This is a genomic window from Bacteroides sp. NGMCC 1.200775 (assembly GCF_040798045.1).
Classification (GTDB): domain Bacteria; phylum Bacteroidota; class Bacteroidia; order Bacteroidales; family Bacteroidaceae; genus Bacteroides; species Bacteroides hominis.
Map to the genome: position 1 here is coordinate 93,991 of NZ_JASCQK010000004.1, position 22,277 is coordinate 116,267.

A 22,277-nucleotide genomic window follows, 5' to 3' on the forward strand; every position below is an offset into this window, starting at 1 on the left:
TTTTTTAGTATCTTAGTACTCTGAATCAATAAGTGTCACAAAGCAAAAATGAATCCGGTTCACCACAGAGTACACGGAGGACACAGAGTTTTAAATTCTTGTTTATTAAGATATTTAAGAGAAAAATATTCTCTGTGTCCTCTGCGTCCTCTGTGGTGAACCCAACTCAAAAAAACAGTATGGAAAAGAAACCAGAAACCACAGAGAAAAAGTTCCGGATAAAGAGTTATGGCAAGTCCGAACTGGCCTCGCTCTATATGCCCGAAATCAGTCCTAAGAGTGCCGCAAGCGAATTGCGCAAATGGATCGGCAAGTCTCCCGGTCTGACGGAGGCCCTTTCCGCTACCGGGCTGCGTACTAAAGACAAGCGCTATACGCCCGCCCAGGTGGAACTGATCGTAGAGGCGATCGGCGAACCGGGATGACGATGGCGGGGCGGCCTTTCACGGCAGGAAATCGAGCGTTTTTTCAGTCTCCGCATTTCCGCCCATTCCGAACCAGTGTTTGGAGTCGAACTGTGTGTTCCGTATCCGGTCGCCGGTGCGTTCCGCCGTGGCGTCCTCTTCGCAGGGTGAGTACCGCCCGTTGACCGGGTTGAACACAAAGCTGCACTCGCCGATATTCCCTAAATGGCGGAATTTCACTTTTTTCACGTGTACCCGTGTCACACCTGCCTGCCGGTCGCGCTCTATCACCAGTCCGAAGTCACATTTATTGACGAATGCCGCCGATCCGTTGATGTCCTGCAGCGTGGGTACGGGCAGGCGTTTCGTCAGCGGGTCTGTCTGCATCTTGCGTGGATGCGCCACGAGGATGACGAGGCATTGGTGCCTTTGGGCGAAGTTTGCCAGCAGGTCGAGGAATGCCGAGATATATTGCGTTTCCGTCTGTCCGCCCGGGATGCGGTGTTCCAGCCGGTTGAAAGGGTCCAGTACCAGTATGCGGATGCCCCGCCTCCTCACCAGTTGGCGTGCCCGTTCCAGTATCGATTCTACGGTGAAATCTTCTTTGGGCAGGATGCTCGAAATGTTTTCCGCCAGATAGCGTTGCGCTTTCTCGTAGAGCATTTCGGTCATCAGTCCCTTGCGGAAACGCTGTCCGGTCAGTTTTTCGGTCAGTTTGGCCAGGTGATAGGGGAGGGGTTGGTTTTCGGGGCTGAAATAAGCTGTCCGCCATTGGTGGTTGAGGCAGAGGCGCAGCACCAGTTCGTCCGTGAACTCCGATTTTCCGTCGCCCGGGTGTCCCGTGATGACGCAGAGCCTTCCGGTCTCGAAGGTGCAGAGGTCGTCCAGGTTCTTCAGTCCCGTTTCCGCTCCCCGTGGCAGTCCGTTTTCAAAAAGTATGCGCATCTCTTCGTCCACATCGGCCGCTGTATATACGCCTTCCAACGGCATCTCCGGAGCGTCGGCAAGCGCCTGCGACAATGCTTCCGGACCTGCCTTTACCAAGAGCTCGTTGGCGTCTTTGCACCCTTCGCCGTAGCTGACCACCCTGCAACGTTCGCGTCCCAGGCGGCGGAGCAACTCCTGTTTCAGCTCTTCCCCTTTCGGGTCGGCATCGCCGGCTATGTAGATCACCCGCTTATCTTCGAAATGGCTGTCCACAAAGCGGTCCATCCACTTCAGGTTACGGTTGGCACCTCCGGGCACCGATATCACGTCAGTGCGCCCTGCCGTGACAAAGGCGGCTGCATCCAACTCTCCTTCGGTGATGATACATTCCGGGGTGCCTTTGATGCCGTCGATGTTGTAGGGAATCAGTTCCGCTCCGGTGAGCATTTTGAAGTGTTTATGGAGCGTGGCACGGAACTTGATGTTTACCAGCCGTCCCTCTTCCAGATAGTTGAAGCAGAGACAGGGTTCTTCAAGTCCGCTTTGGGGCATGTATTGCACCGACGAGGTGATGTGCAGTTGTTCCGCCGCGTGTGCACTGATGTGGCGTTCGTCCGCCAGCCATTTCAGTTGCACCGGAGTGAGAGGGGTTTCGTTGGCAGGTTTTTGGGGATGTTGGGGGGCAGCGGTGCCGTCCGGGGCTGTTGGCCGGGGGCTTGTCCGGTTTCTTTCGGCGGGGAAGTCCACCAGCGGATCTCCTGTCTTTCGTCCGCCATGCTTTCCGCTTCCGTCGTCTGCCACTCCGCTCCATCCGCAGTAATGGCATTTGTAGAGTCCTGAGTCCAGGTCCACCGAAAGGGACTTGTCACTTTTGTTGCTTCTCTGCCCGATACATCGGGGACATTTGGTCTTGATGTGGCCTGCTGTGCGGCCGTAGGCATCAAATTCGATGCCGAGTTCACGAAAATTAAATGATTTCATGGTCGATTTCCATTTGTTTTTAGGCGTTTGCTCTAAACTTGCCGGAAACGGAAATCTGGGTAATGGTTTTGATTTCACCACAGAGGACACAGAGGGCATAGAGAGATTAATTGGCTGCGCTCTGTAGTAAGTTTTCAGACAAAAGAACAGAAGAACAAACAAATAAAGGATAATTTGTTCTTTTGTTCTTTTGTCTAAAAAAACTCTGTGTCCTCTGTGGTGAGTATCCTTAAGATAGCTTTTCTATTTCTTCAATGGGCAGGCCCGTTATTTGGTGAATGGTTTCGGGCGGGAAGTTCAGTGATTTCATCTTTCGGGCGTTTTCTCTTTTCTCTTCGATCCGTCCTTCCGCCAGCCCTTCCTGTCTGCCTTCTGCCAGCCCTTCTTGTCTGCCTTCCAGTGCGGCTGTACTCAGCACGTCATTTTGTATCATGACAGCATTGATATGCTCGTCATACGCCAGTCGTTCTTTTTTATCCATGTTGTAATAAATCAGTTTCCGGCGTGCCTCTTCCAGTCCGGGTGCTTTCGTATCCGGGCGGATGATACCGGTTTTGAGATATTCAATCCATTCTTCGAGGGGAGTGACGGCTACTTTATTGAATTCGTTCACCCGGATCAGGAAGTATTCGGGGAAGATTTCGGCAGGCAGTTTCCGTATGATGGCGTTCTTCTCTTTAGTGGTCACTTCAAGGAAGTCTCCTGTATGTACCCCCACGAAAGTGTTCTGCCCGTGATACAGGTAGTCGTTTCCCCGTCCGATGTCGAAATAGAGTATGCTGACGGAGTACACCTTCTTCACCTCCGAGTAGAGTTCTCCCAGTTCGATATGCTCTGTGATGGCCTTTGCCACTCCGAAGAGGATTCGCTCCAGATAATAGATTTCTCGGGTGTTCTGCACCTCTACGATGATGATTTCGTCTTTGCTGTTCCGGGCCTTGATGTCCACGCGGTTGAATTTCTCGTTTTCGCGCTGTTGGTTTCCTTCACTTTCCAGTATCTCTACGATGCGTATCGGTTCGTTCAGCAGCACTGTGAGGAAACCCTCCAGCACGCCGAAGTTGGCTTTATTGCGCAACAGCCGTTTCACCGCCCAGTCAAATCGGATATATCTGTCTGTATAATCCATTATCGTACCTCCTCTTTGTATTCATATCCCGCAAATATAGCTTTTAAAAGGGATGATTCCAAATTAGAGCCTGTTTAATTTACCACAAAGTCTCACACAGAGATTAATTGGCTGCGCCCTGCCTGTTTTCAGACAGATGAACAAAAGAACACATAAAGAATAATTTGTTCTTTTGTTCATCTGTCTGAAAAAACTCCGTGTCCTCTGTGTCCTCTGTGGTGAATGTCCGTTTCCGATAAGTCAAAGAGCGATATTGGTTTTCTTTACGTTTCCTGCCGGCAGAGACCGTTCTCCCTGCCGCCATTAGTCTCCGGTGGTGCCGTCATTCCGTCCACTTCCCCGACTCGGAGCTCCACACGGCGTTCTCCGACGGGCGGGGCGGTGCTTCGTCCGGGATGTGCTCTCCGCAATAAGAGCGGGCTCCTGTCAGCGGGTCGCGCTGCTCAAAGCGGTAAGCGTCTGCTCGGCGTTCGGTTGTTTCCAGGCGGTTCAGCACAGTGTCCAGCGCCTGCCGGGTGGCAGAGCCGCGACGGATGAAGTTGCTGAAGTAACTTTTGGCGTCGGCTATGGAGAAGAGGGTTTGCTCTTTGCCATACGTCACGATATGTTGCTTGAAGAATGTCCGGATGTGTGGCAGCAGCTCCATGAAGCGGAAGCCCATGCCTGAGTGCATGGCCTGCACCTCCAGCCACGACTGTTCGCCGAAAGCACTCTCCACGTATGTTTCCCATCTTTGCGGCGAGGGCTGTCGGGGTGGTTCCGTTATTGGGACGGAAGGAGGCTCGGGGGCAGCCCTGATTATCTCTTCTTCTTCTTCTTTTTCTTTTAATATATTCTTTTTCTTACACCGTGTTGCGGTGAAACGCCCGTTGGCAGCACGTTTCACGGTGACTTTCACCCCACCCGCGGTGGTGGCTCCGGCAACCGCAGTCCCGGTTGCAGCGGATTCTCGACGGTCCGTCCCGGTCGAAATGCGGTTCCGGACGGGGGCATCCGGTTCGGTGTTCATCTCTTCGTCGAGATAGATGCTTGAGAAGCTGCGCCCGTTTTCGTCTTCCGCGTAGAGACGGAACAGGCGGAAGTCGCACACTATCTTTTGCAGCTTTTCCGGGGATACATTCCAGCGGCGTGCCAGTGCAGGCAGTGAAGCAAAGGCGCAGCGATACCCCTCGTGTTGTCGTAACTCGGCCAGCAGGACGGTATAGATGCCTATGCCTTCTATGCCGTTCTGTTCGCATAGGGCGATCACCCGGTCGTCGGACATCATGCTGACGCGATAGCGGAAAAATAATTCGTATTTCATAATAATGCAAGTTAAATGATTCGATTCTGTGCAGAGTGCTTTCTTTCAAACCTATTCTGCAGCAGCAAAGGTAGGGCTTCGGGTGCGTATTTCCATATAATCCTCCGGAGGCGTTCTACGCCTTCTGGAGTGTTTCTTCATTGTTTTTCTCTTTCATCTCGTTCCAGAGCTTAAATAGCTCTCTTTCAATGTATTCCTCCGATACGGACTGTTGAGGACGGTAGATGCTCCGGAAGTCATAGGCACGGCATAGCTGGTGTGTCAGATGGGGGATGAACGGCTTGTCCGGATCGAAGGTATCGAGGCTGACCGCATTCCGGAGAGCAAACGTAAGTAACTGATTTCTTTCTCTTTGTATGACAATGCGATCCTCTTTCTTAGAGTAAATCTTGTTACATACTTCCAGAATCTCTTCCGGGTCTTCAAACACTAATTTCAGGCTTCCTTCGTTGATTTCAGCCTCACATTTAAAAAAAATTCTTTCTTCATTATTTTATTATTATTTACAATAAATGAAGATACAAAATTAAGGTATATTAGTGAAAAACGAACGGTTTAGAGGCTTTGATAATGTTCTTTAACAAATAGGAAATCTCTGGTGATGTTTGGAATATATTGCTGATTATAAGAAGAATATGCTTATTTATCTGTTTCAAAAAACGTACGTCTTTTGGCACAAAAATAGTCTCTTCTTCTTGTTTATCCAAATAATTTATAAATAATATTTTTGGATAAAATGTATTTATGTTTGTCAAAAGGCGTTTTTATCGTGGTTTCAAGGCATTTTTGACCATCGGGTGAGAAGGTTGAAAAGCTGATACAATGAAATGTGAACTAAAACTTGAAAAGTGGAGTGCCAAAAGACGTACGTTTTTTGAAACACAAATAGTAATGAAAGATACTGCTTGGAGATTGCAATGTGCTGATAATAAAATGATTATATCGTGCCCGTGTCTTGAAATAGGACAAAGAGTAACTTTGTAAGCATTTGGCTGCTAATTCGTTTTATTAATATGATAATTGAATATTTATGAAAAGGTCATTTTTATGTATTAGAACTGCGCTGATAGGAATATCCTTATTTGCAGTGTCTTCTTGCTATTATGACGACTCCGAATTAAGGGGGCGTCTGGATCAGGTGGAAAGTAAAGTAGCCGAACTGGAAAAGTGGTGTACTACCGTAAACCAAGAGATTCTATCATTGAAAGGATTGGTGGAAGCTCTGGAAAATAATGATTTTGTGACCGGGGTGACGCCGTCAGAAGAGGGGTATGTCATCACGTTCTCGAAAGGAGGCAATATTACCATAAAGAACGGCAAGGATGGTCAGGATGGTGAAGACGGCAAAGACGGTGAGGATGGCAAAGATGGCAAGGACGGAGTCAACGGAGTAAGCCCGGTTATAGGAGTGGCCAAAGCCGCCGACGGCCTGTACTACTGGACCGTGCAGACGGGCACAGGTGCTCCGGCCTGGATGACGGATGCCAATGGAGACAAGATACGTACCACCGGGGATGAAGGTGATAAGGCAATTTCCCCGACTTTGAAAACCGGGTCGGAATTGGGGGACGGATACAAGGCGGACGCTGTGTATCTTTCGGTAGATGGCGGCGGGACATGGACGAAGGTATCCGGCGATAACGGAACTAATGGAACTGACGGGGTTGACGGAACCAACGGAACCGATGGAAAAGACGCTGTTTTCGCGGGCATGGACAATTCGGATCCGGACTACGTCGTGTTCATTCTGTCTGATAACACTCCGGACGATCTGACGGACAACCCCACTTTGCGCATCCCTAAGTATATCGCGCTGGGGCTGGATTTCTTTTCGGGGACCACTCCGATAGACCTGAGCCGGGCCATCGCCATGGACGAGATGGACGGAATCACCTATCAAATAAAGGGAGATGCCGGTAAAGTGCGTGTATCGCTGTTCAGGCAAACCAATGACGGATGGCTTGTGACTGTTGACGAAACAAACAGGAAGATCGACGCCACCGCCATCACCGGAAAGAATGACGTGACGCTGATGGCTACGGACAATGCGGGACACAACACCTTCTACCTCCTGAGCCTGACGAAGAATGCCGAAAATGACGGTACGGCAGCCAAACCCTACCGGATCAGGAACAAAGCGGACCTGATGGGGCTGGCCTACAGTGTGAACCGGGGCGATGCGTACGGCGGCAGGCATTTCAGGCTTGAAGCGGACATCGACCTGAACGGAACCCGCTGGACGCCTATCGGAGGGGAAGACGGTTCGCCCGGCTTCAGCGGTGTGCTGGACGGACAGGATCATACGGTGTCGAACCTGAAAATAGAAAAAGCGGATGTCTTTGATTACTATGGTTTAGTGGGCAAGGCTGTATCGGCGGAGATAAAGAATATCCGGATTGAATCTCCGAAATTCGAGGTGCTTAAAGGGATGGATATAGGCGGACTGATCGGAGGAGCCCGGAGCAGTACGGTTACCGGTTGTCAGGTGACGGATATAGAAGTAAATGGTGAGAATTGTGCATATATCGGTGGCCTGATAGGAGAGGCGGAAAATAGCGACATAGAATCTTGTACGGTGCTTGGCGGAGAAATTATCGGAAATAGTTATGTAGGCGGACTGATAGGCGAAGTCAATGCAGGCACCGTTCTTCATAGCAGGGCTGCCTGCGCTGTGACTGCCGAAGATGCTGTGGGCGGATTGATAGGCTTGGCCCAGCAAGTCGGTGCCATTACGGACTGTTCCGCCACGGGCAATGTAATTCTGACCGGTGCGCGAGGGCCCTATGCCGGTGGGTTGATAGGGGAGAACTTCAGTAATTTTAGTGCGCAGACGATTATGGCCTGTTATGCTACCGGAACGGTTACTTGCGGTGGAAACGGCCCAGTTAACCTGGGAGGGCTGATAGGGCGCAATGGCATGAATGGCGCTACACAAAGCATTGTGCTGTGTTACGCCACGGGGGACGTGTCGTCCGCTACCCATAATCGGGAGAATTGTTTGGGCGGACTTATCGGCGCTTCACAGCAGCAATCTACGCAATCTATACAGGCCTGTTACGCTACGGGAACCGTCAGCACGACCGGCAGTTATGATAAAAATGTAGGCGGACTGTTCGGGGAATATGAACTCTACGATGGAGTAGCCCGAATGACCGGGTGCTATACCACTTGCAATAAAGGAACTTATGGATTTGGGACCGGGTCTGATGAAACCGATTTGACGCTGACCGATGTGGAAATTATCGCGGGTCCTGTCACCGATAAGGTCAGTGATATGAACCGGGCGGCAGAGAGGTTTCCTTATCAGTATGACGCGAACGGTAAGATCATCTCTATGGAGTGACAGGCGAGGTTGAGTGACCGGAAGAGGAAGATGTGTCAGAACCCTTTTCACCACGGAGGAATACAGAGTATCACAGAGGCTTTTTATTAATAATCAACAACTTTAAATCGCCTCTGTGTTACTCTGTGTCCTCTGTGGTGGGTTTCGACACACACTCCTCTTCCGCTTACCCTTCGTGATGCACCACCGTCTCTTTGATGAAATAGACGCAAACGGCTCCCACGATCAGCAGTACGCCCGCCAATACCAGCATGTTCACCTGATGTCCGCCGACAAGGTGGAGGATGCCTCCGCCGACGAGTGCCGCTACAATTTGCGGAACGCAGATGGTCCCGTTAAACAATCCCAGGTAAGCACCCATATTCTTGCCCGAAACAGAATTGGTCAGGATGGTGAACGGCAGGGCGAGCATGGCTGCCCAGGCGCATCCGATCAGCAGGTAGGAGGCGAACAGCAGGTATTCGTTGTGGAAGAAGAGGGTGGATATAAATCCGGCGCCACCCAGCACGAGGCTCAGTGCGTAGGCCTGCTTGCGTGCCTTGAACAGGGGGAGCACCACTGCCCAGATGACCGAGCCGATGGCCTGTACGGCAAACAGCACGCCTACCCAGTTGCCCGCTTCCTGATAGCCTGCGCTCTGCACGTCGGTGGTGCCCCATACGGTGGCTGCGATGGCACCGTTGGTATACGTCCACATGTACATGAAGGCCGCCCAGCAGAAGAACTGTACCAGGCCTACCGTCCAGAATACTTTCGGGGCATGCTTCAGCAGAGAGATGAAGTCGGTTTTCTCTTTCTTTTCGTCGGCTGTGATACCGTGGAATTCTTCAAACTCTTTCGGGGGCATCTCTTTCACTTTTACCGTGGTGTAGATGACGCACAGGATCAGGATGGCGGCACCGATGTAGAACGAGTAAATCACCGAATCGGGTACCGTCCCCTTGCCCGCCGTATTGCTGATGCCGATAAACGTGAAGATGAACGGGAACAGATAACCTACCAGGCTGCCGGCATTGCATAGGAAGCTCTGGATGGAGTAGGCCAGTCCCTTCTGTTTCTCGTTTACCATGTCGCCCACCAGCATTTTGAAAGGCTGCATGGCCATGTTGATCGAAGTATCGAGGAACATCAGCGACACCAGTCCGAAGGTCATCGCCGTGCCCACTGCCATGCCGAAACTGCCTGCATTGGGCAGCAGGCACATCACGAGCACCGCGATCAGCGAACCTACAAAAAGGTAAGGGATGCGCCGCCCGAAGCGTGTCCAGGTTTTGTCGCTTGCCGAACCGATGATGGGCTGTACGATGATTCCCGCTAACGGAGGGAGTATCCAGAAATAGCTCAGACTGTGCGGATCGGCGCCTAATGTGGCAAATATGCGGCTGATGTTGGCGCTTTGCAGTGCGTATGCAATCTGTACGCCGAAAAAACCAAAGCTGATGTTCCACAGCTTCCAAAAACTTAAGTCAGGTTTTACTTTCATGGTGAATCTATAATTATATTGTTTTGAGTTCACCACAGATTGCACAGATTAACACAGATTGATAATTTGCCTTATTTATTACCAATAAAATTAAAGAATCTGTGAAAATCGGTGTAATCTGTGGTGAACCCGGTTTATTTCGTTGTTCCTCGTACCACCAGGTTGGTCCGCACGATTTTGTTGCTGCTTTTCCCTTCATCGTTTCCCTCCAGTTTTTCTATCAGCAGCTTGATGGCACTTTTGCCTACCTCCTCGCCGTGCTGCTCTACCGTGGTCAGTTTCGGGTCTGTGCTTTGGGCAATGGCTCCGTCTGTGAACCCGCAGATGGACACTTCGTCCGGCACTTTCCGTCCCACCAGTTTGCAGGAATAGAGGATGCCCGATGCTGTTTCGTCGTTGATGGCAAAGAAACCGTCCGGACGGTCGGGGCCTTCCAGCAGGGCGGGAGTAATGGCAATTGCTTTCTCGCGGGTATCACACAGCTTGATCATGCTCTGGTCTACCGGAATCCGGTACTTCTTCATGGCATCCAGATAACCGTTCCGCCGGTTCTTGGAGATTTCGAGGTGAGGGGCGGCGCTGTAAAAAAAGATGCGTTTGCATCCGGTCTGTATCATATACTCCACCGCCGCAAACGAGCCCGCGTAATCGTCCACCACCACCCGTTCGGTATTGATTCCGGTACAGATACGGTCGTAAAACACGATGGGGATATTATTGTCCAGCAACTCCTGGTAATGGTCGTATTGGGAGGTGTCTTTGGCCAGGGAAGTGATGACCCCGCAAACCCGTGCCGCGAGAAAAGAGTGGACGATTTTCACTTCCCGTTCATACTCTTCGTTGCTCTGTGCCACCAGGATGTTGTATCCGGCTTTTGCCGCCGTCTCCTCGATGCCGCTCAGCACACACGAAAAAAAGTGGTGCACGAGTTGTGGAATGATGACCCCGATGGTGTTGGAACGGCTCGTGCGCAGGTTCAGTGCCAATACATTAGGCTTATAATTATGTTCGCGCGCGTACTTATGTATAGCGTCCCTTGTTTCCTGGCTGATGTCGGGATTGTCCTTCAAGGCCCTCGATACGGTGGAGGGGGAGACTCCCAGTTCGCGGGCGATGTCTTTGATCGTGATTTGCGGTTTATTCATGGCTGATTGGTTTTATTCACCACAGATTACACAGATTTTCACAGATAAATGATTTATTTCATTGAGAATTAGATTCAAAGAATCTGCGTTAATCTGTGTAATCTGTGGTGAACTCGATTCGTTTTTCACCCAAAGGTAAATGATTTTATATAAAAACAAAACCAATGTATTTACGGATTTGTTTAATATGATACAAAAATAGTGTAAAGGAGGCTAAAAAGTTCGGTGACAATGTGCTATAACCCCGCTTTTACGGTGCAATCGTTTGCGTAGTTGCGGGAGCGGATTTGTCGGACATTAAATAAGTGGCTGTCGCTTAATATACTATTTTTGCTACGTAATCAAGAACGGGAATGGAGTCGTTCATTCTCTATGTAAAGTTTAGAAATCATATTAATATTTATATTGTTAACTTTAATTTTTAAATGCATGAAGCAAGTTAATCTTAGAATCTGTCGTATGATTCTGCCCCTGTTGTTTGGGCTATTCTTGTCATTGAGCGCTTATGCACAGCAAGTCTCTGTCAAGGGACATGTGAAAGATTCAACGGGTGAACCCGTAATCGGCGCGAATGTGGTTGTGAAGGATAATTCTTCTATCGGTACGATTACCGATCTGAACGGAAACTTTGTTCTGAGTGTTCCTCAACATTCTACCCTCGTGATTTCTTTCATCGGTTACAAGCCGGTTGAAGTGAAAGCTGCTCCCAGTGTGACGGTGACCCTCCAAGATGATGCGGTGATGCTTCAGGAAGCGGTGGTGATCGGTTATGGTTCCGTGAAGAAGAATGACGTGACCGGCTCGGTGATGGCAATCGATGCGGACAAGATGGTAAAAGGTATGGCTACTTCGGCTTCCGACCTGTTGGTGGGTAAGGCCGCAGGTGTCAGCGTGATTACCGACGGCGGCGCTCCGGGAGCCGGGGCTACGATCCGTGTGCGCGGAGGTTCGTCCATGTCGGCCAGCAACGACCCGCTGATCGTTATTGACGGGGTGCCTGTCGATAACACCGAAATCAAAGGTATGGGCAATCCGCTCTCTACCGTCCACCCCAATGACATCGAGACGTTTACGATTCTGAAAGATGCCTCTGCTACTGCTATTTACGGTTCGCGTGCCTCCAATGGTGTTATCATCATTACCACCAAGAAGGGACAGTCGGGACGCGTGAAGGTGGACTACAGCGGCACGTTCTCTATCAGTACGAAGTCGAATACGGTCGATGTGATGAAGGCAGACGATTTCCGTAATTTCGTGATCGAGAAGTTTGGCGAGAATAGTCTTCAGGCCAACGCTTTGGGCAAAACCTCTACCGACTGGCAGGATGAAATATTCCGCACGGCTTTCAGCACCGACCATAATGTAAGTGTATCCGGAGCCGTTCCGCATATGCCTTATCGTGTGTCTGTGGCGTATACAAACGAAAACGGTATCCTGAAGACTTCGAACATGCAACGTCTGACAGGTGCCATTAACCTGAACCCCAACTTCTTCGACAAGAAGCTCAACATCCAGCTGAATGTGAAGGGAGTGTACAACAAGAACCGTTTTGCCGACCGTGCAGCTATCGGTCTGGCTACCCAGTATGACCCCACACAGCCTGTCTATATGGAAGGCAACCCTTACGGAAACGGATACTTTATGTATATGAAGCAGGAGGGAGACAAGATTTCTCCGATTGATATCGGTCTGGCCAACCCTGTTGCCATGCTTGAAGAGAAAGATGATAAATCGACCGTTTACCGCAGTATCGGCAATGCGCAGATCGATTATAAATTCCACTTCCTGCCCGAACTGCGCGCTAACCTGAATTTAGGTTATGACGTATCGAAGAGTAAGGGTGACGTGATTATCGCCGACAATTCACCGCTGACTTACTGTACGGGTAACTTCAAAAGCGGTTTTGGCGAAAACAGCCATTATACACAGTTGAAACGCAACACCTTGCTCGATTTCTACCTGAACTATACCAATACGTTCGGAGTCAACTACATCGACGTCATGGCAGGTTACTCCTGGCAGCATTTCTATAATTCGACTACCAACTCTTATCCCTACTCGGCCGCTTATGCAGAGAAGACCGGGGAAGAATTCTATAAGAAGGGGGATGACTATGCGAGCGAAAGCTACCTGGTTTCTTTCTTCGGACGTCTCAACTATACATTGTTGAACCGTTATCTGGTGACATTCACCTTGCGTAACGACGGTTCTTCACGTTTCAGCCCGGACAACCGCTGGGGATTGTTCCCGTCCGTAGCACTGGCGTGGAAACTGAACGAGGAGTCATTCCTGAAGAATGTGAACGCTATCTCGGACCTGAAGCTGCGTTTGGGCTATGGTGTGACCGGACAGCAGAACCTGGGTAACGGAGACTATCCGTATATGGCCCGCTATATGTACTCCAAGGCAGGTGCCAACTATTATTTCGGTGACACCGAATACTCTCTGATTGCTCCGCAACCTTACGACCAGAACCTGAAGTGGGAAGAAACCACTACCTGGAACGTAGGTATCGATTATGGTTTCCTGAATGGACGCATCACGGGTACAATCGACTATTACTTCCGTAAAACGAAGGACTTGCTGAACACCGTTACGGCTCCTGCCGGAACCAACTTCAGCAATCAACTGCTGACCAATGTAGGTACATTGGAGAACAAGGGTTTTGAATTCAGCATCAATGCCCATGCCGTTTCAACCAAAGACTGGAACTGGAACATCGGCTACAACATCTCTTACAATAAGAACAAGATCACCAAGATGACCTTCAACGACGACCCCAACTATGCCGGTGTCATCCATGGCGGTATCGACGGTGGTACAGGATACAACGCCCTGATCCACCGGGTAGGCGAGGCATTCAACTCCTTCTACGTGTTCGAGCAGATTTACGGTCCCGACGGTAAACCTATCGAAGGTGCTTATGTAGACCAGAATGGCGATAACCAGATTAACGACGCCGACCTGATCTGCTTCAAGAAAGCTGCTCCCGACGTGTTCATGGGGCTGACCTCACAACTTTCTTATAAAAACTGGGACTTTTCATTTGCTTTGCGCGGCAGCTTTGGTAACTATGTTTACAACAACGTACAGTCCAACCGTGAAGCATACGAAGGCGCCAATATGTATGACCAGACCGGATTCCTGAAGAACCGTCTGACCTCTGCCCGCAGCACCGACTTCAAGAACGCTCAATACCGTTCGAGCTATTACGTTCAGAATGCTTCGTTCGTGCGTATGGACAACATCTCTTTAGGGTATACGTTCAACAAGCTCTTCAATGATAAACAGAGTGCACGCGTATATGCTACGGTACAGAATCCGTTTGTCATCACTAAGTACAAGGGACTGGATCCGGAAATCAGTGGTGAAGGAATCGATAACAACATCTATCCTCGCCCCCGTGTATTCATGATCGGCCTTAATCTCAATTTTTAAATCTGTAAAACATGAAAACAATAAAATTTAAATATCTTCTTCCCTGTGCATTGCTGGGAATGATGTTAGGAGTAGCGTCTTGTGTGAACGACCTCGATACGGTTCCACTGGACAAAGACGAATTGGTTTCCGACGTTGTTTTCGGGAACGAGCCTTTAGCCTATGAACAGAGCCTCGCTAAGATTTATGCGGGTATGGCCATCGGTGGTAACAGCGGAGGTGACTCCGATCAGGATGTGGTAGGTATCGACGGCGGTAGCCAGGCTTCCTTCCTCCGTGTATTGTGGAATATGCAGGATCTGCCTTCGGACATCGCACACTGTGCATGGAACGACCCCGGTATCCCTGAATTCAACCACATCTCTTGGGGTGCATCCAGTCCGTGGATCAAGGGTTCATATTACCGCCTGTTCTATCAGATCAACGTAGCCAACGCCTATCTGCGCGAGACGACCGAAGATAAACTGGATGCCCGCGGTTGCGACGCTTCACTGAAAGCCTCGATCAAGACATGGCGTGCCGAAGCCCGTTTCCTGCGTGCACTGAGCTATGAGTATGCGCTCGACCTGTATCGCAATGTACCGTTTGTAGACGAAAACAGCCCGATCGGAAGCATTCCGCCGAAGCAGATCATGGCTGCCGACCTGTTCAACTGGATCGAGAAAGAGCTGACTGAGTGTGTGGAAGATATGTCGGAACCGACAGTGGGATACAGCCAGGACTACGGACATGCCAACAAGGCTGCCGCATGGGCACTCTTGTCACGCTTGTACCTCAATGCGGAGACTTACGTCGGCCTGAACAAATACACCGAATGTATCACGTATGCAAAGAAGGTGATCGAAGTGGGCTATCAGTTGGAACCTGTTTATGTGGATATGTTCAAGGCAGACAATCACTTGTCTAACGAAATGATCTTCCCTGTACGCTATGAAGGCGACCAGACGATGACCTGGGGTGGTATGACCGCTTTCTTATGTTGGGGGGCTACGGCAACTCAGGATGAAGTCAACGCCAAAGGAGCATGGCAGGGTGTGAGGGCAAAATCTTCACTCTACAACCTGTTCCTTAAAGAGAGCAGCAGCGATGCGGATACCCGTAAGGCAATGCTTCGTACCGATCTGACAACCAGTATTGAAATTATTGACGAAAATACATTCCAGAATAATGGTATTCCTGTTACCAAATACTTCAATGTGAACAAGGACGGAACGCTGCCTCCTTCTAAGGAAGCTTACGTTGACTTCCCGCTCTTCCGTCTGGGTGAGATCTACCTGACGTATGCGGAAGCTGTGCTCAGAGGCGGTCAGGGTGGCGACAGAGCTACTGCTCTCCGTTATGTGAACGATCTGCGTAAAAGAGCATACAGTGATAAAACGCTGGCTCCTATCTCCGATTCCGATTTGACATTGAACTTCATCATTGACGAGCGGGGGCGTGAATTCTTCTTCGAAGGACAACGCCGTACGGACCTGGTACGTTTCGGACTGTTTACTACTGCCGGTTATGTATGGCCCTGGAAGGGCGGCGCTGCTAAAGGTAAGGCTGTAGAGAACTTCTACAACGTGTTCCCGATTCCGTCAGACGATATCGGTTCTAACACCAATCTTAAGCAGAATGAAGGATACTAAAATCGAATGACCATTAAAAACAACGAATAAGATTATGAAAAAAATATATTTCTATACACTGTTGTTAGGGCTCCTGGCTTTTACGGCTTGCGAAGACGAGAAGTCGCCCGTCATGGAGTTGCAGAAAGCCTCTGCTTTTGAGCCTTTCTCTCAAAGCGACTTTACTTTCAACGATGAAAATGCTGCGGCGGAGTTCCCCGAGATTAAATGGACGCCGGCGGACTATGGAGTGAAGGCAGTGGTGAACTATGACGTTACGCTGACGAATGACGCGAATGCGAAAACCGTTTTATTAGGTGAAACCGGGGCTACCGTCCTGAAGTTTACCAATGCACAGATGAACGCTATGATGGCCAAAGTGGGCGCTTATCCGGGACAGACTTATAACTTTACGATTACGCTGACTTCTAAGGCGTATGACTTGACAGCTGATCCGGCTTCGAACTCGATTACTTTCAAGGCTACTCCTTTTGATCCGAATGCGGTTGACTGGAAATTTGCTTATGTAGCCGTGGGTTATCCCGACTGGGACTATATGAATGCTTACCTCCTGGGCGACCCGGATGGCGACGGGGTATATCAGGGATATGCCAACTTTGACGCGGACGGCGCTTCGTATGCCATTGTGGACGGAAGTGATCTTACCAAGGTTCTGGCAAAGGACCTGACGGTTGCGAAAAAAGGATTTTACGGAATCAAAGTAGATGCCGAAGGTAAGGTAGAACAGACCGAACCCCTTGTATGGGGAGTGGTGGGAGACGCTACTTCCGGTGGTTGGGATAAGGACACGCAAATGGATTATGATGCCACTACCCGCTTATGGACGGTGACTACTCCGTTGCTTGACAAAGAGTTTAAATTCAGGTCGAACAATAGCTGGGATTCCGATAACTACGGAGCAGTGCCCGGTAAGGAGTCTGAGCTTGAAGGCGAACTGGTGGCAGGGCCTACTAACTTCAAGGTGCTGAAAGCCAGCCCGTACGTGATTACCCTGAATCTGACAAATGCCGGTAAATATTCTTATAGCATGGTGGAAACCACCGTTGAACTGTCCAGTGCGGAAATGGCGCTGCCGGGAAGCTATCAGGGATGGGACGCCGAGAAAGACGATTGCTACAAAGTAGTGTCTGCCGCCCGCGACTTTATCTATACCGGGACACACTATTTCGATGCCGATACCAAATTCAAGTTCTGGGATGCCGGAGTATGGATCGGTATAGTAGGCTCTATCAATTGGGATGGAGATAAGAACGTAGGGACATTTATTCTGAAACCCAGCGATGGCGATAACATCAAGATTGAAACAGCCGGTTACTATCGGGTAGGTGCCGATATGAAGAAGCTGACAGCCTCGTTGACCAAGACCGGATGGGAAGTGATCGGTGACGCCACGCCCGGCGGATGGGATAAAGGAACCTTGATGAATTATGATCCGGCAACCAAACTCTGGTCGGTGGATGTTGTTCTGGTGGCCGGTGAGATGAAGTTCAGATGGGATGGTGCATGGACTGTCAATCTGGGCGGCACTCTGGGAGCACTGACTCAGGATGGTGACAATATGAAGGTGACAGCCGGAACTTATACCATTGTGTTGAATCCGGATGCCAAAACGGCTACCATGACTAAGAAATAATCCTGTATTTTTTACCACAGGTAATTTTCTCACCACAGAGAACACAGGGTAACACAGAGTATTCATGTCGATAATCAGTGACATAAAAATCGACTCTGTGTTACGCTGTACCCTCTGTGGTGAATTTTTATATATCCCTCTCTTCTTTTTATATACAATAATACCTTTTAATCTATGAAATATTTATCTTTTCCGTTTCTGCTTCTCCTGCTTCCGCTGATTGGTTTCGGTTGTTCGTCGGATGAAGAAGAAACCGATTCTCTGATCCTTTCGTCTGATAGTGAAACTTATTTTGAGCAAGGCATTGACTTTCCCGCTGTTTCGGGAACACGGACTTTGTCGTTCTCGGCAGGGCGTCCGTGGCGGATCTCGCTGACCGGTGCGGATATACGTACGGCGGCAGACTGGTGTACGGTGACCCCGTCTTCGGGTGGGGCGGGCGACGCTTCCGTCACTGTCAGTACACAGGAAAACACCGGTTATGACAGCCGGAGCGTGAAACTGACCTTGGTGACAGGAGGAATTGAAAAGAGCTTTACCGTTTCACAAAAGCAGAAAGATGCGCTGACACTGACGGCCTCCCGCTTCGAAATAGGCAAAGAAGGAGGAAATGTGCAGGTGGAAGTAAAAGCCAATATCGCATTTGAGGTCGAAATCCCGGAAGCGGGCCGCAGTTGGATTTCTCAGGTCAATACCCGCGGGTTGGTGTCTGCCAACCTGACTTTTGCGGTGGCTCCCAATCAGGGGCCGGCTGGGCGTGAAGGAGAGATTGTGATCAGGAGCGGCAGCCTTTCGGAAAAGCTCCGGATCACACAGGAGGGGAGCTGTGACGACGGGCTGAGTTTCCGGCCCGGGGCTCCGGATGCCGATCTCCCACTGACCCTGTACTTTAAAGCAACGAAGGATTCTCCGCTTTATGACTATACGGGTGATGTTTATGTACATGCGGGAGTGGTGTCGGAAGGGAGCTGGATGCATGTGCCTGCGGACTGGAATACCAATGTGGACAAGTGCAAAATGAACCGGGTGGCAGATAATATCTGGAGCATTACGCTGGAGCCTTCGATACGCCAATGGTTCGATTCGGGCGAGACTCCGGTCCGGCAGCTGGGCATCGTCATCCGCAGTGCCGACGGCAGCAAAAAGGGACTGGACGGGGACCCGTTTGTCACTGTTACCGATCGTTTGTACAAACCTTTTGAGCCGGCGGCTGTCAAATATGCCTCCATGCCCGGCGGTTTGCAGGAAGGCATCAATCCGGTGGACCCGTCGACTGTCACACTGGTGCTGTATGATAAAGACAAAAAGGGAGGACATAAGGACTTTGCACATGTCGTGGGCGACTTTAATGACTGGAAGCTGAGTAATGAAAGCAACAGCCAGATGAACCGGGATGACGCTGCGGGGTGCTGGTGGATTACGCTGACCGGACTTCAGCCCGCCCGTGAATATGCTTTTCAGTATTATGTAGGTACGAGGGAAGGGGAGACCCTTCGTCTGGCCGATGCTTATAGCCGTAAGATACTCGATCCGGATAATGATAAATACATTTCCTCTTCTACCTATCCCGATGCGAAAGAGTATCCTTCGGGGGCTGTCGGCATTGCTTCTGTGTTCAAGATACGGGAGGATGCTTATGACTGGAAGGTCAAAAACTTCCGGATACCCGATAAAGAGAACCTGATGATCTACGAACTGTTGTTGCGCGACTTCACTGCTACAGGAGACCTGAACGGGGCGATGGAGAAGATAGGGTATCTGAAAAGTCTGGGCTTCAATGCCGTCGAGCTGATGCCGGTGCAGGAGTTCGACGGAAACGACAGTTGGGGATACAATCCTTGTTTCTATTTCGCTCTGGACAAGGCTTACGGTACGGACCGCATGTATAAGGCTTTCATCGATAAATGCCACGAAGCGGGTATGGCTGTCCTTTTTGATGTTGTCTACAACCATGCCAGTGGTTCGCATCCTTTTGCCCGTTTGTATTGGGATACCAAAAACAACCGTACGGCAGCCGATAACCCCTGGTTTAATGTGAAAGAGCCCCATCCTTACGGTGTCTTCCACGATTTCAACCATGAATCACCCTTGGTGCGTGCATTTGTAAAACGGAATCTGAAGTTCCTGCTGGAAGAGTATCACATCGATGGTTTCCGTTTCGACATGACGAAGGGATTCACGCAGAACAGCAGTACGGAGGCCACCGCCGGAAAATATGATGCTTCGCGTATTGCCATCCTGAAAGATTATAACGGGGCAATTCGTGAAGTGAATCCGCAGGCTGTCGTCATCCTTGAGCATTTCTGTGACGAAAAAGAGGAGAGCGAGTTGGCGGAAGAAGGCATGCAGCTTTGGCGCAACCTGAACAATGCTTATTGCCAGTCGGCAATGGGCTATCAGTCGGACAGTGATTTTACTCCGTTGGTCACTTTCGGAACTACCATGCCCTACGGAGGATGGGTTGGCTTTATGGAAAGCCATGACGAAGAACGGACAGCCTTCAAGCAGATTGCTTACAGCGGGGAGCCTTTAAAATCGGATCTGAATGCCCGTATGAAACAGCTTGCCACGAATGCTTCATTCTTTTTCACGGCACCCGGGCCTAAGATGGTCTGGCAGTTTGGTGAAATGGGATATGATGTATCGATTGAAGAGGGAGGGCGGACCGGTAAGAAACCCCTGCATTGGGAATATCTGGATAATGGAGCCCGGAAAGAATTGTGTGATACGTACGCAAAGCTGTTGAAACTGCGGAGGGAACATGCTGAACTCTTTGATCCCGGAGCCACGTTCTCCTGGCTGGTGAAGACGGCCAACTGGACCGGAGGACGTTTTCTCACCCTCGAGGCAGCCAACGGCAAGAAGTTGGTGGTGGTGGGCAATTTCACCGCTAAGCCGATAGAGGCAATCACTACCTTCCCGGCAACGGGAGTCTGGACGGAGTATCTGAATGGTACGAAACTCCATGTGACCTCGATGCAGACCGGCCTGACGATACCTGCCCATGGATGTCGCGTCTATACTAACTTCTGATTATAAAAAGGGCTACACCCTCTGTTCCGGAAGGTGTAGCCATACACAGCAAAGGGTGTAGCCATCCGACCGCTGTGGCTACACCCTTTGAAATATTGGTGACTGGGCTTTACAGCAGGCTGATCTTCGACAGCATCTTCTCTGCCCAGTTCATCTCTTCACCGATCCATCCGGATTCTTCCGAACCGAGCGCGTTCTGCTGTTGGTATTGCATCAGCAGATCCCTGTATTCCTTCAGCTTATCGGCAGCCTTTACCTGTTTGTTCATGCGCATCAGCAGCAGGATCTCCTGTTTGTTGATGTCCAGGTTGCGGGCGGTAGCGATCTCTTTGGCTTTCTCCAGCAGTTTCAGGCAGGATTCATTGCTTTCGGGAGTGTTTTCCTGTGCCATGCGTGCTTTCACCAGAATTACGTAATCGTGGTCCGAAGCCACCTTGTTGTCTATGTTCTTGCATACAAGCTGTTCGGCCATTTTGTAGCGTTTGTCTCCCTGGTACATGGCTGCGTTGAACGTCACGATATCCGATGTCGCTTTCTGATAAGCATGGCTGTGGATGCTTTCTTTTTCTCCCAGTTTGGCAAGTCGTTCTTTCAGTCGTGCATAGCTGTCATATCGTGTCAGGTTGTTGTAACGGTGCGTTGAACCATAGAAATCTTTTATTTTTGCGATAGCCGAGGATAATGCATCGGGGTTCAATCCTTTGAACGCCAGATAGTCTCTTGCAATCCGGTCGGCCTGTATCTCTTGTTTGCTGTTGTAATCCATTCCCAGGCGGTTTACTGTCCGTACGTTGACCAATGCCGCAATGGTTCCGATGCTGGCGGCCAGTTCAATGGCGCCCACCCGTTCGTCGTATCCGTACATCCAGTTGGTGTCATCGGCCGCCATGGCTACCGTACCGAGCACGTCTGCCCAGAAAGCGGCACGTTTGGCACGGGTTTCGGCACGTGACACGTTGTTCACCTGATGATCGAGGATGAAGTGAACCATTTCGTTGGCAATGACGGCTTCCAGCTCCTCTTCGGAGTCGAGTGTGCACAGTAAACCGGTACTTACCAGCATAGCGCCGTTGGGCAACATATAAGCATCCGGTTCGGGCGACTGGATGATGCGTACATTCAGGCGTTCCGGACGTTTGGAATCCACCTCTCCCGGATTGACTTTGGCAAAAATGGCTTGTACGTAATCCTCGATGTAAGCGTCTTTATAACTGATTTCGTTTAATTTGTCCAGATAGTCCAGGCACTCCTCGTCCAGCTCTTGCCGCATGTCATAGCGGTATCCTTTCCGGTCGTAGTAATCGTACATGCCTTGTGACAGGTAAATCCCCTGCCAGTACTCAAGGACCGTTTCCGGTTTCAATCGGATGATTTTGTTGGCTTCTTCCTCTCCGATAGGATATTGCAGTCCGTCGATTTCCACTCCGTAAGTGATGCCCACCGCATCGTTGGGTGAAATTCTCATCTTTCGCACTCCGCGTATGACGACCGGAGTCCCTTTTGAGTAGTTTTGATATTTCTCCGTCAATTCGCCTTTCAGCGCGATAGGACCGCTGAGATTATCCCCTTTTCCACTTCTGGCATACAGGATGCACGATGTCAGAACAAGCACAAACAGAATAGCAAGTCGTTTCATAGTCGTATCTTTTTTAGTAAATTTATTATTTAGATGTTACGAAGATACAAAAGAAGTTCCCTCTGTCACAGCTTTTTTCCCTATTGTGCAATAGGATTTTCCCTATAAAGAATATGCCTCTTTGTATTTAGATATAAATAATATACTTTATATTTGTACATTTTAAAATTGAAAGGGAAAACAAACGTCAG

General features: G+C 49.9%; 13 protein-coding genes and 1 pseudogene. 6 read left to right on the plus strand and 8 right to left on the minus strand.

The window, feature by feature from the left end:
* Positions 1–179: 179 nt before the first annotated feature.
* The gene (locus QK890_RS12150) at positions 180–425 is read left to right on the plus strand and encodes a DUF4248 domain-containing protein (protein ID WP_005807688.1); all 246 of its coding nucleotides are present in this window, start codon (positions 180–182) and stop codon (positions 423–425) included.
* An 18-nt stretch (positions 426–443) separates the two neighbouring features.
* Here QK890_RS12150 and QK890_RS12155 read toward each other — a convergent pair whose 3' ends face one another.
* The 5 genes and pseudogenes from QK890_RS12155 to QK890_RS12175 form a co-directional block, all read right to left on the minus strand.
* Positions 444–2,312 carry a bifunctional DNA primase/helicase gene (locus tag QK890_RS12155; RefSeq protein ID WP_234191083.1) on the minus strand — a complete coding sequence of 623 codons (1,869 nt, stop codon included), beginning with the start codon at positions 2,310–2,312 and terminating at the stop codon, positions 444–446.
* A 229-nt stretch (positions 2,313–2,541) separates the two neighbouring features.
* Positions 2,542–3,444, minus strand: a complete 903-nt coding sequence (locus QK890_RS12160; RefSeq protein ID WP_234070461.1) for an Rpn family recombination-promoting nuclease/putative transposase — start codon at positions 3,442–3,444, stop codon at positions 2,542–2,544.
* A gap of 319 nt (positions 3,445–3,763) precedes the next feature.
* On the minus strand, positions 3,764–4,339 hold the full coding sequence (locus tag QK890_RS12165; RefSeq protein WP_367627411.1) for a hypothetical protein: 576 nt from the start codon (positions 4,337–4,339) through the stop codon (positions 3,764–3,766).
* A 183-nt stretch (positions 4,340–4,522) separates the two neighbouring features.
* Positions 4,523–4,744 (minus strand): annotated as a pseudogene (locus QK890_RS12170) (Lin1244/Lin1753 domain-containing protein); the annotation flags it as partial.
* 115 nt (positions 4,745–4,859) lie between these two features.
* Entirely contained in the window at positions 4,860–5,174 is a 315-nt protein-coding gene (locus tag QK890_RS12175; RefSeq protein ID WP_250702738.1) for a hypothetical protein, read from the minus strand.
* A gap of 600 nt (positions 5,175–5,774) precedes the next feature.
* On the opposite strand from QK890_RS12175, the gene QK890_RS12180 reads away from it, so the two are divergent.
* Positions 5,775–8,087 (plus strand): PL29 family lyase N-terminal domain-containing protein, encoded by a 2,313-nt coding sequence (locus tag QK890_RS12180; protein WP_367627357.1) that lies wholly within the window; start codon positions 5,775–5,777, stop codon positions 8,085–8,087.
* A 166-nt stretch (positions 8,088–8,253) separates the two neighbouring features.
* Here the strand turns inward: QK890_RS12180 and QK890_RS12185 are convergent, their stop codons facing one another.
* Together QK890_RS12185 and QK890_RS12190 are read right to left on the minus strand one after the other, a co-directional pair.
* Positions 8,254–9,570 carry an SLC45 family MFS transporter gene (locus tag QK890_RS12185; RefSeq protein WP_044301019.1) on the minus strand — a complete coding sequence of 439 codons (1,317 nt, stop codon included), beginning with the start codon at positions 9,568–9,570 and terminating at the stop codon, positions 8,254–8,256.
* Positions 9,571–9,704: 134 nt separating this feature from the next.
* Positions 9,705–10,715 carry a LacI family DNA-binding transcriptional regulator gene (locus tag QK890_RS12190; protein ID WP_005780657.1) on the minus strand — a complete coding sequence of 337 codons (1,011 nt, stop codon included), beginning with the start codon at positions 10,713–10,715 and terminating at the stop codon, positions 9,705–9,707.
* A 429-nt stretch (positions 10,716–11,144) separates the two neighbouring features.
* On the opposite strand from QK890_RS12190, the gene QK890_RS12195 reads away from it, so the two are divergent.
* The 4 genes from QK890_RS12195 (at position 11,145) to QK890_RS12210 (ending at position 20,450) form a co-directional block, all read left to right on the plus strand.
* Positions 11,145–14,153: a TonB-dependent receptor gene (locus QK890_RS12195; RefSeq protein ID WP_032531662.1), complete on the plus strand. Its 3,009-nt coding sequence runs from the start codon at positions 11,145–11,147 to the stop codon at positions 14,151–14,153.
* 11 nt (positions 14,154–14,164) lie between these two features.
* Complete coding sequence (locus tag QK890_RS12200) at positions 14,165–15,784, plus strand: RagB/SusD family nutrient uptake outer membrane protein (RefSeq protein WP_269115874.1); 1,620 nt, start codon at positions 14,165–14,167, stop codon at positions 15,782–15,784.
* Between the two features lie 34 nt (positions 15,785–15,818).
* A complete protein-coding gene (locus QK890_RS12205; protein WP_044301022.1) occupies positions 15,819–17,417 on the plus strand; it encodes a SusF/SusE family outer membrane protein in 1,599 nt (532 codons plus the stop codon).
* Between the two features lie 174 nt (positions 17,418–17,591).
* On the plus strand, positions 17,592–20,450 hold the full coding sequence (locus QK890_RS12210; RefSeq protein ID WP_250702730.1) for an alpha-amylase family glycosyl hydrolase: 2,859 nt from the start codon (positions 17,592–17,594) through the stop codon (positions 20,448–20,450).
* A gap of 109 nt (positions 20,451–20,559) precedes the next feature.
* Here QK890_RS12210 and QK890_RS12215 read toward each other — a convergent pair whose 3' ends face one another.
* The gene (locus tag QK890_RS12215; protein ID WP_032540164.1) at positions 20,560–22,086 is read right to left on the minus strand and encodes a M48 family metallopeptidase; all 1,527 of its coding nucleotides are present in this window, start codon (positions 22,084–22,086) and stop codon (positions 20,560–20,562) included.
* Positions 22,087–22,277: the final 191 nt, after the last annotated feature.